This is a genomic window from Maritimibacter sp., from assembly GCF_016774595.1.
GTDB classification, from domain to species: Bacteria; Pseudomonadota; Alphaproteobacteria; order Rhodobacterales; family Rhodobacteraceae; genus Maritimibacter; species Maritimibacter alkaliphilus.
Genome location: NZ_JACBWT010000003.1, coordinates 282,534 through 297,163 on the forward strand (window position 1 = coordinate 282,534; position 14,630 = coordinate 297,163).

The 14,630-nt window shown below is 67.6% G+C and carries 16 protein-coding genes; 9 read left to right on the forward strand and 7 right to left on the reverse strand.

The window, feature by feature from the left end:
• The first annotated feature begins 8 nt into the window (after nucleotides 1-8).
• From HOY44_RS21400 to HOY44_RS21415, 4 genes are read left to right on the forward strand one after another with little or no spacing between them, the layout of a single operon-like run.
• Nucleotides 9-1,088, forward strand: coding sequence for a C4-dicarboxylate TRAP transporter substrate-binding protein (locus tag HOY44_RS21400; RefSeq protein ID WP_287437703.1), 1,080 nt, complete (start codon nucleotides 9-11; stop codon nucleotides 1,086-1,088).
• 49 nt (nucleotides 1,089-1,137) lie between these two features.
• Entirely contained in the window at nucleotides 1,138-1,686 is a 549-nt protein-coding gene (locus HOY44_RS21405) for a TRAP transporter small permease subunit (RefSeq protein ID WP_287437705.1), read from the forward strand.
• The gene (locus HOY44_RS21410; protein WP_008327548.1) at nucleotides 1,683-2,996 is read left to right on the forward strand and encodes a TRAP transporter large permease; all 1,314 of its coding nucleotides are present in this window, start codon (nucleotides 1,683-1,685) and stop codon (nucleotides 2,994-2,996) included. The genes HOY44_RS21405 and HOY44_RS21410 overlap by 4 nt, the downstream gene beginning before the upstream one ends.
• Nucleotides 2,997-3,008: 12 nt before the next feature.
• Nucleotides 3,009-4,010, forward strand: a complete 1,002-nt coding sequence (locus HOY44_RS21415) for an MBL fold metallo-hydrolase (protein ID WP_008327544.1) — start codon at nucleotides 3,009-3,011, stop codon at nucleotides 4,008-4,010.
• 12 nt (nucleotides 4,011-4,022) lie between these two features.
• Here HOY44_RS21415 and HOY44_RS21420 read toward each other — a convergent pair whose 3' ends face one another.
• The 4 genes from HOY44_RS21420 to HOY44_RS21435 are packed head-to-tail and all read right to left on the reverse strand — an operon-like array spanning nucleotide 4,023 to nucleotide 7,910.
• Nucleotides 4,023-4,784, reverse strand: a complete 762-nt coding sequence (locus HOY44_RS21420) for an SDR family NAD(P)-dependent oxidoreductase (protein WP_287437708.1) — start codon at nucleotides 4,782-4,784, stop codon at nucleotides 4,023-4,025.
• On the reverse strand, nucleotides 4,781-5,704 hold the full coding sequence (locus HOY44_RS21425) for an SDR family oxidoreductase (RefSeq protein WP_287437710.1): 924 nt from the start codon (nucleotides 5,702-5,704) through the stop codon (nucleotides 4,781-4,783). Before HOY44_RS21425 ends, HOY44_RS21420 begins: the two co-directional genes overlap by 4 nt.
• Nucleotides 5,701-6,597 (reverse strand): bile acid:sodium symporter family protein, encoded by an 897-nt coding sequence (locus tag HOY44_RS21430; RefSeq protein WP_287437712.1) that lies wholly within the window; start codon nucleotides 6,595-6,597, stop codon nucleotides 5,701-5,703. Before HOY44_RS21430 ends, HOY44_RS21425 begins: the two co-directional genes overlap by 4 nt.
• Complete coding sequence (locus tag HOY44_RS21435) at nucleotides 6,594-7,910, reverse strand: flavin-containing monooxygenase (RefSeq protein ID WP_287437714.1); 1,317 nt, start codon at nucleotides 7,908-7,910, stop codon at nucleotides 6,594-6,596. The genes HOY44_RS21430 and HOY44_RS21435 overlap by 4 nt, the downstream gene beginning before the upstream one ends.
• 59 nt (nucleotides 7,911-7,969) lie before the next feature.
• Here HOY44_RS21435 and HOY44_RS21440 point away from each other — a divergent pair, with 59 nt between their 5' ends.
• The 5 genes from HOY44_RS21440 to HOY44_RS21460 all read left to right on the forward strand — a co-directional run bounded on the left by HOY44_RS21440 (nucleotide 7,970) and on the right by HOY44_RS21460 (nucleotide 11,305).
• A complete protein-coding gene (locus HOY44_RS21440) occupies nucleotides 7,970-8,620 on the forward strand; it encodes a TetR/AcrR family transcriptional regulator (protein WP_287437716.1) in 651 nt (216 codons plus the stop codon).
• A gap of 106 nt (nucleotides 8,621-8,726) precedes the next feature.
• Nucleotides 8,727-9,485 carry an energy-coupling factor ABC transporter ATP-binding protein gene (locus HOY44_RS21445; RefSeq protein ID WP_287437718.1) on the forward strand — a complete coding sequence of 253 codons (759 nt, stop codon included), beginning with the start codon at nucleotides 8,727-8,729 and terminating at the stop codon, nucleotides 9,483-9,485.
• On the forward strand, nucleotides 9,460-10,068 hold the full coding sequence (locus tag HOY44_RS21450) for an energy-coupling factor transporter transmembrane component T family protein (RefSeq protein ID WP_287437720.1): 609 nt from the start codon (nucleotides 9,460-9,462) through the stop codon (nucleotides 10,066-10,068). Before HOY44_RS21445 ends, HOY44_RS21450 begins: the two co-directional genes overlap by 26 nt.
• A gap of 17 nt (nucleotides 10,069-10,085) precedes the next feature.
• Nucleotides 10,086-10,628 carry a biotin transporter BioY gene (locus HOY44_RS21455; protein ID WP_138424406.1) on the forward strand — a complete coding sequence of 181 codons (543 nt, stop codon included), beginning with the start codon at nucleotides 10,086-10,088 and terminating at the stop codon, nucleotides 10,626-10,628.
• Nucleotides 10,625-11,305, forward strand: coding sequence for a nitroreductase (locus tag HOY44_RS21460; protein ID WP_287437723.1), 681 nt, complete (start codon nucleotides 10,625-10,627; stop codon nucleotides 11,303-11,305). Before HOY44_RS21455 ends, HOY44_RS21460 begins: the two co-directional genes overlap by 4 nt.
• On the opposite strand, the gene HOY44_RS21465 is transcribed toward HOY44_RS21460, so the two are convergent.
• The 3 genes from HOY44_RS21465 to HOY44_RS21475 form a co-directional block, all read right to left on the reverse strand.
• Nucleotides 11,298-12,401 (reverse strand): acetyl-CoA C-acyltransferase, encoded by a 1,104-nt coding sequence (locus HOY44_RS21465; protein ID WP_287437725.1) that lies wholly within the window; start codon nucleotides 12,399-12,401, stop codon nucleotides 11,298-11,300. The genes HOY44_RS21460 and HOY44_RS21465 overlap by 8 nt on opposite strands.
• The gene (locus tag HOY44_RS21470) at nucleotides 12,398-13,585 is read right to left on the reverse strand and encodes an AMP-binding protein (protein WP_287437727.1); all 1,188 of its coding nucleotides are present in this window, start codon (nucleotides 13,583-13,585) and stop codon (nucleotides 12,398-12,400) included. Before HOY44_RS21470 ends, HOY44_RS21465 begins: the two co-directional genes overlap by 4 nt.
• 82 nt (nucleotides 13,586-13,667) lie before the next feature.
• Nucleotides 13,668-14,573, reverse strand: a complete 906-nt coding sequence (locus HOY44_RS21475) for a LysR family transcriptional regulator (RefSeq protein WP_287437729.1) — start codon at nucleotides 14,571-14,573, stop codon at nucleotides 13,668-13,670.
• Nucleotides 14,574-14,630: the final 57 nt, after the last annotated feature.

Consider the following 14,630-nt stretch of genomic DNA (forward strand, 5'->3'; position numbering starts at 1 on the left):
AGGAAAACATGAAATCCATACGGCTTGGTATGTCCGCGCTCGCGGCGACCGCAGTTCTGGGTGCGGCGGCGACGCCCGCGCTGTCTCAGGAGACGCTCAATCTGACCGTGGCCACCGGACACCCCGCGGTGTTCCTGTGGGTCAAGCATATCGGCGAGACGTTCATCCCGACGCTCAATGAAGAGCTGGCCAAGACCGGCGAAGTGCAGATCGAATGGACCGAGGCCTATGGCGGCACGCTGGTCAAGCTGGGGGCCGAGGCGCAGTCGCTTCAGGACGGGCTGATCGACGTGGGTCAGGCGATGGGTGTGTTCGACCCGGCCAAGATGGGCATTCTGAACATGACCTATGCCATGCCCTTCGGCCCGACCGACGCCAAGCTGGTGACCGAAGCCGCCGAACATGCGCTGATGTCGAGCGAAGGGTTCCTCGACCAGCTCGCCGACGCGACCGGCGCGGTCTATATCGGCGGCGGCATCGCCATCGACGGCTACAACATCGCGACGACCAAGCCGCTGGCGACCCGCGCCGACATGGCGGGCGTCAAGATTTCGGGCGCCGGGCCGAACCTGTCGTGGCTCGACGGCACCGACGCCGTTGGCGTTCAGGGCAGCTATGTGAGCTTCTACAACGACATCAAGACCGGAGTGTCCGACGGCGCGATCGGCTGGATCACCGCCAACGCCCCCGCCAAGCTGTGGGAGGTCGCGCCCTATTACAACAAGGTCGATTTCGGCGCGATGTATGTCGGCGGTCTGGCCGTGTCGCAGGATCGGTGGGACAGCTTCTCGGACGCCACGAAAGAGGCGTTCCGGATCGCCGCGAAGGCCTATCAGGACGCCTATTTCGAAGAGCAGAACGCGCGGATCGAAGGCTCGACCCAAGCCATGCTCGACGGCGGCGGCGAGATCGTCGAATTCGACGCGGCCGAGAAACAGGCGTGGATCGAGAGCATGGCGAACCCCTCGACCGCATGGATGGAAGCCGCCCGTGCGCGTGGCGAGCCGGTGGACGAGATCATGGCGGCCTATGTCGCCTATCTCGCCGATGCGGGCTTCACCTTCACCCGCAACTACATCGAAGAGTGACGGCAAAGGCCCCGGCGCAGGCGCGCCGGGGTCTCGCCCGGAGATTGACGTGACGGATGTGAACGACGCGACCCCCGCGCGCGGGCAGGGCGGGGGCGGTGACGGGCCATTGGGGCCGGTCGTCGCCGGACTGAACGCCCTCGGATCGGTGTGGATCATCGCGATCATGCTGCTGATCTGCGCCGACATCACGATGCGAACCCTGTTCAACGCGCCCATCGCGGGGGTGGCCGAGATGGTGGCGTTTTCCATCGTCGGCATCGTCTTTCTGCAACTGGCCCACACGCTGAGGTCCGGGGCGCTCACCCGATCCGACCTGTTGCTGACGCTGGTGGCGAAACGGTCCCAAGGCGCGGCGCGGGTCATGCGGGCCGTGTTCAACCTGACGGGGGCCGCGCTGCTTGCGCTGACGTTCTGGTATTTCTTCCCGGTGCTCGCAAAGGCGTGGACCCACCCGGAGCGCAACTTCATGGGCAATCCCGGCTTCTTCGTCATCCCGACCTGGCCGCTTTACGGCCTCATGGCCATCGGCATGGCGGCGACGGTGTTGCAATACCTCGCCTCGGCCTGGGCCAACCTGAAGGGGCGGCGGCCATGACGGGGCTCGAGATCGGATTCGCCTCGATCGCGGTCATGCTGGTCCTGATCTATTCGGGGATGCATGTGGCGATCACCCTGATGCTCGTCAGTTTCGTGAGCGTCTGGATGATCCGCGACAACCCGGACATGGCCGCGAAACTGATGGTCGCGGCGTTCAAGGATTCCATTTCCGACTACCTCTTCGGCGTCGTGCCGCTTTTCGTTCTCATGGGGCTGGTGGTGTCCGTCGCCGGGATCGGGCGCGATACCTTCGACGTGGCGCAGCAGGCGTTTCGCAAGATCCTCGGCGGTCTGGGCGTCGCCACGGTCGCGGCCAACGCGATCTTCGCGGCGATCACCGGCATCTCCATCGCGTCGGCCGCCGTGTTCACCAAGGTCGCGGTGCCCGAGATGCGCCGCCACGGCTACACGCCCCACTTCTCGGTCGGCGTGGTCGCGGGGTCTGCGGTGCTGGGGATGCTTATCCCCCCCTCGCTTCTGTTCATCCTCTACGGCGTCCTGACCGAGCAATCGGTGGGCGATCTGTTCATCGCGGGCGTCATCCCCGGCCTCGTGCTGTCGGCGACCTATGCGCTCGGCATCGTCGCCATGGGCAAATGGGCGCCGGGGTTCATCGGCGGGACCACCGTGTCCACCGACGACATGCCGACCATGAGTTTCGGCGAGATGGCCGCCAAGCTCGCCCCCATCGTCATCCTCGTGGCGCTGGTGCTGGGCGGCATCTACGGCGGCATCTTCACCCCGACCGAAGCGGGCGCGGCCGGCGCGGCCGGTGCGCTCGTCATCGCGGTCCTGAAACGCCGCCTTGGCTGGCGCGACTTCTGGCAGGTGCTGGTTCAGACCGGGCACACCACCGCGTCGATCTGTTTCCTCATCATGGGGGCGAGCCTGTATTCCCGGATGCTGGCCCTGTCCGGTATGCCCAACTGGCTTGGCGACACGGTGCTGGGCGCGGGCTTCGGGGTGAACGGGGTGGTGATCGCCATGATCCTCGTCATGGTGCTTCTGGGCACGATCCTCGACAGCGCGTCGATCATGCTTCTGGTGCTGCCCATCGCCGTGCCGATCCTGACCGGGCTTCAGGTCGATCTGATCTGGCTGGGCGTCATCGCCATCCTCGCCGTCGAGATCGGGCTGCTGACCCCGCCCTTCGGCCTCGCCGTCTATGTCATCAAGTCGACGTTGGGCCCCGATACCGACATCACCTTGGGCCAGATATTCAAGGGCGCCGCCCCCTTCGCGCTGATGATGGCGCTGGTGCTCGCCCTCGTCTTCATCTTTCCGGCGCTCGCAACCGCACTTCTTTAGGGAGGAACCGATATGTCCAAATGGAAATACACCAAGGGTCTGCATGACCTCGGCAACGGCTGCTGGGGCTATCTGGTGCCCGACGGGTCGTGGGGCTGGTCCAACGCGGGCATCATCGCGGATGGCGAGGCGAACCTGCTGGTCGATACGCTCTTCGATCTCGCCTGCACCAAGGACATGCTGGACGACATGAAGGCCAACGTGCCGGGGGCCGACAATATCGGCATCCTCGTGAACACCCATGCCGACGGCGACCACACCTTCGGCAACCAGCTGGTCAAGGGCGCGCGCATCATCGGGACCGAAGGCACCGTGGCGGATTTCGACCGCTTCGACCCCAAGATGCTGGACGAGGTGAACCGAAACCCCGCCAAGTTCGGCAAGGCGGGGGAGTTCATGGCGGAATGCTTCAAGCCCTTCGACTTCTCCGGCATCACGCTGACCCCGCCGACCGAGACCTTCAAGGACAAGATGACCATCATGGTCGGCGACAAGCGCGTGGAACTGATCGAGGTCGGCCCGGCGCATTCGCTGGGCGACGCGCTGATCTATGTGCCCGAGGACAAGGTGCTCTACACCGGCGACATCCTGTTCTCGGCGGGCACGCCGATCGCGTGGTATGGCCCGGTCGTGCGCTGGATCAACGTGTGCAACATGGTGCTCGACATGGATGTCGAGGTGATCGTCGCGGGGCACGGCCCGATCTCGACCAAGGACGACGTGCGCAAGATGCGCGACTACCTGATGGACGTCACCGAAATGGCGCGCCCACTTTATGAGCAGGGGGTCGATTTCCTCGACGCCGCCTATAAGATCGATCTGGGCGACTATAAGGATTGGACCGATGCCGAGCGGGTGATCGTCACCATCCAGACGCTGTATGACGATTTCGAAGCGGCGGACGAACGGCCCGTCCACATCCCGATCCCCTATTTCGAGATGATGAAGAACATGCGCGACCACATGGGCAAACCGCGCGTCCATGACGAATGGTGCACGGCGCACGATCACTGATTGCGTGGCCGCCTACCCCTCGCCGCTGATGCTGCGCCGCATGAGGCGGGCATAGAGGCGGGGGGAGGTGCGCATGATCCACCACGACAGCCGCGCGACCCGTCCCACGGGGATGAAGTCGCGCCCCCGCGCGACGCCGGACAGGATCACCTTCGCGGCCTCCTCCGGCGTCATGTAGTCGACCCCGTCCGAGGCCGAACCGGGCCGCACGATACCGTCCTCGCCCCGTTCGGACCGGCCGATGTTGGTCGCCACGAAGCTGGGCGCGGCGATCAGGGTGCGCACGCCGTGGTCGGCCTCTTCCGATCTCAGCGAGGCGAAGAACCCCTCCATCGCGTGTTTCGACGCGGCATAGGCGGTGCGGTTGTGCAACGGCGCGAAACCCGCGACCGAGGATATGGCAAGATGCGTGCCTCGCGCCGCCCGGATCGGGGCCAGAAAGGCGCGCGCCAAGGCCACGGCGGCGAAATAGTTGATCTCGAACACCCGGCGGTGGCTGGCCTCGGTCGTTTCGGCGAAGGGGCCGATCTGGCTGACCCCCGCGTTATAGATCACCATGTCGATGGAGGGGCGGTCACGGGTGATGCGCGCGGCGGCGGCGTTCAGCGCCTCGGTCTCGGTGAGGTCGAGCGCGACCGGGGTGCGCGTCGCCGTCGCCTCCAGCCCCGCCACGTTCACGTCGATGAGCACGCAGTGCCACCCTTCGGCCTCCAGCCGGTCGGCCATCGCGCGGCCCAGCCCGCCGTTCCCGCCCGAAATCACAGCGGTCTTCACAGCCCCGCCTCCCTGCGCCAAAGGTCGAACACCTGCGCCGAGGTCAGCTCGGGCGTATAGCCGAACACCGATTTCAGGCGGTCGTTGGAAAGCACCGGACGGTATTGCAGGAACCGCACCTGTTCGGGTCCGTATGGGCTGAGGCCAAGGGGGCGGGCCACGGCAAGCGCCGCCTTCAGCCCCCACGCGGGCAGGCGCAGAACGGGTTTGCCAAGGCGCGCGGCAAGATCGTCGACCGTCAGCCAGCCGTCACCCGCGACGTTGTAGATACCCGGCGGCCCATCGGTCGCGGCGCGCTGGACGATCCGGGCAAGATCGCGGGTCCAGATGAAGACGAACGGGCTGTCCGACCCCCGGATCGCAAGCAGGCGGGGGCGGTGGAAGAGCGCGGTGATCTGGTTCTGCGTCCCCGCACCCAGAACGGTGCCCACGCGCAGCACGACCTGTTCGAGCGCCGGGTGCGTCGCGCGCACCTCCGCCAGCATCTCCTCCACCTGCCGCTTGTGGTCGGCATAGGCGAATGCCGGGTTGCCCCGGCAGGGCGAGTCCTCGGTCAGCGGCACCGGATTGTCAGGGTGATAACCATAGGCGGCCCCGGAACTGGTCACCACGATCCGGCGCACGCCGTGGCGAAGACAGGCGTCGATCACATTGCGCGTGCCGGTCACATCCACCGCAAAGGCCTGCTGCCGGGTCATCCCCGGCGGCGGCGTCACGATCGAGGCGAGGTGGACGACCACCTCGGGCTTTTCGTCGCCGATCACCGTGTCGGGGTCGGTGCCCGTCACATCCATCCGGCGAAAGCGGTGCGTTTCGGGCAGATCGCCACGCGCTAGGTCGGTGGCGATCACCTCCGGCAAGGCTTGGGCCAGCGCCCGGCCCACCATGCCCGCGCCGCCGGTGACGAGGATACGGGTCATCGCGCCGCCTCGGTCCGCCCCCAGACGCTGGCGAGGGCGAGGCCGGAAATGGCGTGCCAGATACCCCAGAACGCCGCCACCACGGCCATGCCCCCAAGCCCGCCGAAAAAGGCGAAGATCAGGACGAGGCCAAGGCCCGAATTCTGGATGCCCGTCTCGATGGTGATCGAGCGGCGGTCGAAGGGCGTGAGACGGGCAAGCGTGGCGGTCACGAACCCGCCACCGAGCGCCAGCGCGTTGTGCAGGATCACAAGCCCGGCGATGCCCCCGGCATAGGCCAGAAACTGCGCCCAGTTCGAGGCCAGCGCCATGACGATGAACGCGACGAAGATCGCCATCGAAAGCCATTGCAGCGGGCGGCGGATGCGCCGCGTGATCGCCGGGCGCTTGGCGTTCAGGGTGATCCCCAGAACCAGCGGCAGGACCAGCATCAGCGAAACGGTGATCGCGATCTGAACCGGGTCGATTTCCGTGGCGCGCAGGATCTCGGCCGAGGGGCCGTAAAGCGACCCCCAGAACGCGATGTTGAGCGGGGTCAGCGCGATCGCGCCCACCGTCGCGATGCCCGTCAGCGACACCGACAGCGCCGCGTTGCCGCCCGCGCGATGGGTGATGAAGTTCGAGATATTGCCCCCCGGACAGGCGGCGACGAGGATCAGGCCAAGCGCCACCGACGCCTGCGGTTGCAGCACGACGACCATGAGGAACGTCAGCACAGGCAGCACGATGAACTGCGAGACGAGGCCGACGACCAGCGGTTTCGGCGCCTTCGCCAACAGCCGGAAGTCGCGGGGGGCAAGGTCGATGGCGATCGAGAACATGACCACCGCGAGGATCGCGTTGAGCAGGGTCAGCGAGCCTGCCGAGAAATTCAGAACCGCCTCGTCGATCATGCCGCACGCCCCCGCAATCTGCCGATCCACCCGGTCACCGCTTTGCGGTAGGTCGCCTTGTCCACGTAATAGGCCATGCGCGGCAGGTCGATGTAGTTCATGCCCCCGGTCGCGCGGCGGAAGCCCTCGGCCTTGGTCTTTTGCAGCGCCTTGGCCTCGGGCGCGCCGGATCGCAGCCCTTCGATATAGCGCACGACCATTTCCGCCTGTTCGTGGCGGCCCTGCCAGCCCAGCCCGGACGCCTCGATCATGCCGAGCACGAACAAGTCGTCGCGCTCCGGGTGCATACAGTTGAGATACAGGTGCGGCGCGGCGCCCTGCCAGTTCAGATGCGCCGCGTCGATGAACGGGTAGTCGAGCTTATAGCCGGTCGCGACAAGGATCATGTCGTACTCTTCGCAGCGCCCGTCCTTGAACCGCACCGTCTTGCCATCGAACCAGTCCACGTCGGGCATCACCCGGATGTCGCCGTGGCCCGCGTGGTAAAGCACCAGCGAATTCACGATCGGATGGCTTTCGTAGAGTTTGTAATCGGGCTTGGGAAAGCCGTATTTCTGCGGGTCGCCCACGAACCATTTCAGGATCGTGCCGTCCACGATCCGCTTCAGCGCCATCGGCAGCTTGATCGCACCGCCCAGCGTGTCGGCGGGTTTGCCGAACACGTATTTCGGGACGAAGTAATAGCCGCGCCGCATCGACAGGTCGCAGGACGCGCCGTGATGGATCGCGTCCACCGCGATGTCGCAGCCGGAATTGCCCGCCCCGATCACCAGCACCCGCTTGCCGTCGAACTGCGACGGGTGGCGATAGGCCGACGAATGGATCATCTCTCCCGCGAAACTGCCCTTGAAACCGGGCATGTTCGGGGTCGACAGCGTGCCGTTGGCGATCAGCAGGCCCGCGTAATCCTCGACATGCTCGCCGGTGTCGTCGCGCCACGTGATGCGCCAGCCGTCGTTCGGGCCGCCCAGCGGATCGCAGCGCAGAACCTCGGCCCCGAACCGGAAATGGCGGTAAAGATCGAAATGCCGGGCGAAGTCCTGAAAATACCGCTTCATCTCGCGGTGCGACGGATACTCCGCCACCTCGTCGCGCATCGGGAAATCGGTGAACTCGGTCATCCGCTTGGACGAAATGAGGTGCGCGGTTTCGTACATGGTCGAACGCGGCCCGTCGATGTCCCACAGCCCGCCGACGTCGCCGTTCAGTTCGAACCCCTGAAACCCGATCCCGTGCTGAGAGAGCAGCTTGGCCGCCGCCAATCCCATCGGCCCCGCCCCGATCAGGGCGAGCCGCTCGCGCGTCTCACTCATCGCGTTCCTCCCTTTGGTCTTAACTTGAACACCTGTTCGAAATAAGGCAAGATAAATCCATGCCTGCGCTGCAAGATATTGACGCCAAACGACAAAGAGCACCGTCCCAACGGGCGCTCGCGACCCGCAAACGCGTGTTCGACGCGGCCGAGCGGGTGTTCGCAAACCGGGGATTCGACGGCGCCACCATCCGCGACATCGCGGCCGAGGCGGGCGAGCCGGTGGGAACGATCCATCACCACGGCGGCGGCAAGGAAGTGCTGTTTCACCGCACGGTGGCCCGCCGCGCCGAACCGCTGTCGCAGGCGCGGCGCGCGGCGCTCGAAACGCTGAAACGCGACGGAACCGTGACCACCGAAACCCTGCTCGCCGCGTTCTTCCGCCCGATCTTCGACCTGTCGCGCGACGATCCGCGCTGGCGCGACTATGCGCGGCTGGTCGCCTTCGTTTCCGCCGATGAACGGTGGCGGTCGATCTCGGCGGCCTGCTTCGACCCCACCGCCGAGTTGTTCCTGACCGAGCTTCTTGCGCTCCGGCCCGCGGCGCACCGGGCCGAGGTGGCCGAGGCCTTCGTCTTTTCCGTCTCCGCCATGCTCGCGCTGCTCACGTCGCAGGGGCGGATCGCGGCGCTTGGCGGCGAGATGCGGGCGGCGGACGCCCAGATCGACCACCTGATCCGGTTCTGCGCGGCGGGTCTGGTCCCGGCCTGACAGCCGCCCGGGCCCGCGCACCAATCGGCCCAGACTCGGTTGGACCACGGCAAAAAACCATGTATGACCCCGGTGCGCGCCAGAAACGGAAAACTTTCCCATTCATATGACCTCGATCGTCAAGGGTTCCCACGGAGCGGTGCTGAGGCCCGAGCTCATGCTTGAGGACGTTTCCGTCCGTCTGGGCGACGTCGATGTGCTGTCCGCCATATCGCTGCGGATGCAGGAACGGCGGGTCGGGATCGTCGGGCGCAACGGGTCGGGCAAGACCACGCTCGCCCGCATCATCGCCGGGTTGCAGGCCCCGACGCGCGGTTCGGCCCGGATCGACGGCGACGACATGGCGCGCGACCGCAAGTCCGCCCTGCGCGCGGTCGGCATCCTGTTTCAGAACCCCGACCACCAGATCATCTTCCCCACCGTGGACGAAGAGATCGCCTTCGGCCTCATGCAGCTCGGCCATGACCGGGATGCGGCGGCGCGCGAAACCTCGGCGATCCTGTCGCGGTTCGGCAAATCGGGCTGGCACGGGGCGGCGACGCATTCGCTGTCGCAGGGGCAAAAGCAACTCGTGTGCCTGATGGCCGTCCTTGCCATGCGGCCCCGGCTGATCGTGCTGGACGAACCCTATTCGGGTCTCGACATTCCGACGCGGATGCAGCTTGTCCGCTACGTCGATGCGGTCGAGGCCTCGGTCGTCCAGATCACCCACGAACCCGACCACGTTCGGGCCTTCGACCGCGTGGTCTGGCTGGACGAGGGGTCGGTGCGGATGGATGGCCCGACGGACGAGGTTCTGGCGGCGTTCGAGGCGCAGATGACGGCATGGGGGCAAGACGATGATCTCTCTGACCTCGCCGGTTGAGACCTGGGCGCATAACGTGCCCGCCGGGGTCAAGCTTGCCGCCCTGTCGGCGGCGACGGTCGGCCTTTTCGCGCTACAAGACCCGATCTGGCTGGGCGTGGCGCTTGCTTGTGCCGGGGCGATCGTCCTCAGCGGCGGCCTGCGCTTCGCCCGCGCGGCGGTTCGCAGCCTGCGCATCCTCATCCCGTTCCTCGCGCTGATCGCCGTGTGGCACGGCGTGACCGGGCAGATCGAGGCGGGGCTGGTCGTCGCGCTGCGCCTGCTGACCGCGCTGACGCTCGCGAATTTCGTGACGATGACGACCCGGCTGACCGACATGGTCGCCGTCGCCGCCTTTCTTCTCTCACCCCTGCGCCGGTTCGGCCTTTCGACCCGCGCTTTCGAACTGTCCATCGCGCTGGTCGTGCGGTTCACACCCGCCATCGCCCAGAAAGGCGGGCTTCTGGCCGAGGCCTGGCGGGCACGTGCCGCCCGGCGCGTCGGCTGGCAGATCGTCATGCCGCTCGCCGCGATTGCGCTGGACGATGCCGATCACGTCGCGGACGCCTTGCGCGCACGCGGCGGATTGGACCAGACACCCTGAAACACCACGGAGACCTCATGGAACGTAACCTCGCACATATCGCCCTGTTCGCAGCCCTGATCGCGGCCCTCGGACTGATCCCGAAATTCACGCTGGCCTTCGGCGTGCCGATCACCGCGCAGAGCATGGGCGTCATGCTGTGCGGCACCATTCTGGGCGCGAAACGCGGTGCGCTGGCGGTCCTGCTGTTCCTCGCCCTCGTCGCGCTCGGCCTGCCGCTGCTCGCCGGCGGCCGCGGGGGTCTGGGCGCCTTCGCGACACCGTCGGTCGGGTTCTTGATCGGCTGGCCCATCGCCGCCTTCGTCACCGGCTGGATCGTGGAACGCTGGAACGCGCCGATCCTGCCCGTCGCCACCTCCGCCGCGATCATCGGCGGGGTCTTCACCATGTATGTCTTCGGGATTCTCGGGATGGCCTACATGCTCGACAAGACGATCCCGGCGGCGACCATGCTGTCGCTCTCGTTCATCCCCGGCGATCTGGTCAAGGCCATCGCGACCGGCCTCATCACCGCGGCGCTGGCACGCACCCGTCCGGCGAGCATCCTGTCGCGGGGATGACCCTGACCCCGGTCGAAAGCACCCTGTTCGCGCGCCGGTCGGTCCGGGCCTTCGCGCCCGACCCCGTGCCGCGCGCGGACATCGAGCGCCTCTTGCGGGCGGCCCGGTCCGCGCCCAGTGGCGCGAACCTTCAGCCCGGCCGGTTCCACGTGCTGACCGGCGCGCCGCTCGCCGCGCTTTCCGCCGAACTGGTGGCGGCCTCGGAAAGCGGCCGCCCGATGGTCTCGGAATATTCCTATTTCCCGCAGCCGATGCCGGCGGACCTGAAAGCGAAACAGCGGGCGGCGGGCTATGCCCTTTATGCCAGCCTCGGCATCGGGCGGCGCGATGTGGACGCGCGGCGCAACCAATTCAACGCGAATTACCGCTTCTTCGACGCCCCGGTCGGCGTCGTCGTGTCGATCCGGCACGACATGGGGAAGGGGTGCTTCATGGATCTCGGCATGTCGATCATGGCCTTCATGCTGGCCGCCGAGGGGATGGGATATGCAAGCTGCGGGATCGGGGCGCTCGCCAACCACGCCGATGTGGCGCAGGCGCATCTGGGCCTGCCCGACGACGAGCTGATCGTCTGCGGCCTGGCGCTTGGCCGCGCCGAAACCGACGCGCCGGTCAACGCGGTCCGCACACTGCGCGACGCGCCGGAAGACTTCGCGACGTTTCGCGGCTTCACCTGACCGACAGCATCACGGCGGTGCCCAGACCGCCCGCGGCGGCGATGGCGGCAATCCCGGTGCCCCCGCGCCGCTTCACCTCGTGCCACAGTCTGACCGCGTTGATCGCGCCCGAGGCCCCGACCGGATGCCCGCGCGCAAGCCCGCCGCCGCCCGGATTGACGATGGCCGGGTCCAGCCCCGCGCCCTCGACACAGGCGATGGCCTGCACCGCATAGGCCTCCATCACCTCGGCCACCGACAGGTCGGCGGGCGTCGTCCCGGTGCGGTCGAACAACGCCCCGATCGCCTCGACCGGCGCGACGCCGGGCAGGTCGGGGCGAGCGCCAAGGGTGATCCCGCCGCGATAGGCAAGACCGGGGTCGGGCAGGCGGGCCGCCACACGATCCGAGACGAGCAGGCAGACGGCCGCACCATCCGCGGCGACGGCGGCATTGGCCGCTGTGATGCTGCCCACCAGACCCGGCGCGCGGGCCGCGAGCCTTGGGGTCAGGTCGCGGGTGAAGGTATCGCGCTCCACCCCGGCGAGCGGCACGACTTCGCCGCGCATCTCGGCCATCCGCGCCTTTCGGTGGCTGTCCACGGCCCATGCGTCCTGAGCCGCGCGCGCGATGTTCCAGGACCGCGCCAACGCCTCGGCGGCCTCGTCCATCTCGGGGTCGCGGTCGGGCCACGGCGTGAAAGGCGGCCGGTCATAGGCCACAGGCGCCCCCCCGTCCGGGTCGGTCCTGAGGCGCAGGGGGCGGCGCGAATAGCTTTCGACCCCACCGGCCGCGACGACCTCGGCCTGTCCCGACGCGATGAGCGCGGCGCCCATGACCAGCGCATCCAGCCCGCCGCAGCACTGACGATCCAGCGTCAGGCCCGCCACCCGCTCCGGCAGACCCGCGGCCAGCGCCACGCGGCGGGCGGGGTTGCCGCCCGCGCCAAGGGCATTGCCGAGCACCACCTCGTCCACCTCCTCCACCCCAAGCCCCGCCTCGCGGATCGCCTTGGCGAGCACCGGGGCGCAGAGCGCATCAAGGTCCAGACGGGCCAACCCGCCGCCACGGGGCGCAACGGGTGAGCGCAGGGCCGACACGACGCGCACCCCGGTCATGCCCGCCGCTCCACCATCGTCGCGATGCGCGCAAGGTCGGGCTTGCCGGATGCGGTCAACGCCATGTCGGGCATCACGAACAGGTCGCGCGGGGCCGCGAGCGGGCCGAACCTGTCGCGGCAGGCCCGCAACAGCGCCTCGGGCGTCGCGCCTGCGGGAAGGGCATCGACCACGGCGACAAGCACCGTGCCCCGCTGCGGGTCGGGGCGCGGGATCACCGCGCAATGGGTCAGGCCGGGATGCGACAGCAGGAACAGTTCCACGTCCTCGGGAAAGACGTTCTGATCGGCGATCGTGACCATGCGGTTCCGGCGCCCGGCGACCGTCAAGAACCCGTCAGGGCCGAGCGTGCCAATCTCTCCGACCGTGACGAACCCATCGCGCCAGCGGGTGTCGGGGCTGTCGCCTTCGGCGTAGCCGGAAAAAAGGTAGGGGCTTTTCACCCAGATCTCGCCCGCCGCCGCGCCGGGCGGGTCGATCCGGATCTCGACCCCCGGATAGGCACGGCCCACGCCGCCCGCGTCCCCGGACCCTTCCCCCCAGGCGATGAAGCTGGTCTCGGCGGCCCCGTAGAACTCGGTCACCGTGGCGTTCGGGGCGCACCGGACCACGGCGTCGCGCAGCGCCCGGCCCATGTGCCCGCCGCCGCACAGCACGTGGCGCAGGGCGGGCAGGGGGTGCCCGGTGGCGGTGAGCAACCGCAATTGCGTGGGCGTGGCGTAGAGCACCGTCACGCCCTGATCGGCAAGACCCGCGACCTGCTGCCGGGGCCGGAACGCGGCAAGGTCCACGATGTCCGCGCCGATATGCGCGGCCTCGACGATGGCATAAAGCGCAAGCGAATGGACCGGCAGGCCGAGGATGCCATAGGTGTCGTCCGGCCCCAGCCCAAGGTGGCCGCGGTTGACCTCGAAACTCGCGATCCATGAGGCATGGGTGCGCCGGATCACCTTGGCCGGCCCGGTCGTCCCGCCGGAGCGCAGACGCAGGAACCCGGCAGCACCGCCCGGAACCGGCGAAATCCCCTCCGGCGTGACCGACACCTCGCAGCCCTCGCGGATCGCCGCGCGCAGCGCCTCAAGATCGGCCTCGTCCCGCCGCCCCAAAAGCCGGGTTTCGGCGTGCCAGTCGAAGACCTGCGTGGGGGCCGGGCCCGTCGCGGTCGGGCGATGCGCTGTCGTCATGGCTGCACGGCCTTTCCTCCTGCCGATGCGTCGGGTTTTTTCACGTCGGCCCGTGAAGCGCAATGAAACCGGCGCGAAGGCGTCAGCGGTCCGCATGATTGCGGCAGACCTCTTCGAGGAAATCCACGAACACCCGCAAGCGCGGCGACAGCAGGCGACGGTGCGGATACACCACGGACAGAACCGAGGCGTCGAGGTCGAAGGTCACGTTCCGAAACACCTCGACCAGCCGGCCCGAGGCGAGGCTCTCGCGCATGTAAAGCCGGGGCAGGGCCGAGACGCCCGCACCGTTCGCCACCGCCTCACGGGCCACCAGCGGGCTGTTGACGTGGGAAATGCCCGTCGACAGGTCGATATGCGTGGGCGCGCCATCCACCCGGACCGGCATCCTCGGCCGCCCGTAGCGTTTCTCGCAGATGCGGACATGGGGCCGGATGCTGTCGGTGCCGCCCGTCAGGTCATGCGACGCGGCATAGGCCGGGCTGGTCACCCATGCGAGCGGACCGGCGACCAGAACCCGGCTGACCAGTTCACTGTCCACCATCGGGCCGACCACAACGGCCAGATCCACCTGATCGCGCAGAAGCTCGACCCCTTGCGTGGTCAGCACGAGATCCAGTTCGAGCTTGGGCCAACGCGCCTGAAACGTCGCGATTTGCGGCGCGACGACCTCCTGCGTGAAGGCGGGCGGCATGGCGGCGACGACCCGGCCCGAGGGCGCGGCGGACAGCCCGGCGGCGGCCGCGTCCGCCTCGCGCACCTGATCGAGAATGAGAAGGGACTGGCGATAGAACACCTCGCCTTCCTCGGTCACCCGCAGGTTGCGCGAATTGCGATCGACCAGCCGCAGGCCAAGCGCGTGCTCCAACCGGGCGAGCGTCGTGGACACGGTGGATTTCGGCTGACCCAGCACGTCGGCGGCGGCCGAGATGCCACCCTGCTCGACCACCGCGACGAAGACCGGGATGTCGTCGATCTTCCATTTCATGTCCGCTTCCTTTGTTCAAAAAACTGAACGCTCCTTTCGTTTCGTATGTATTGTTCA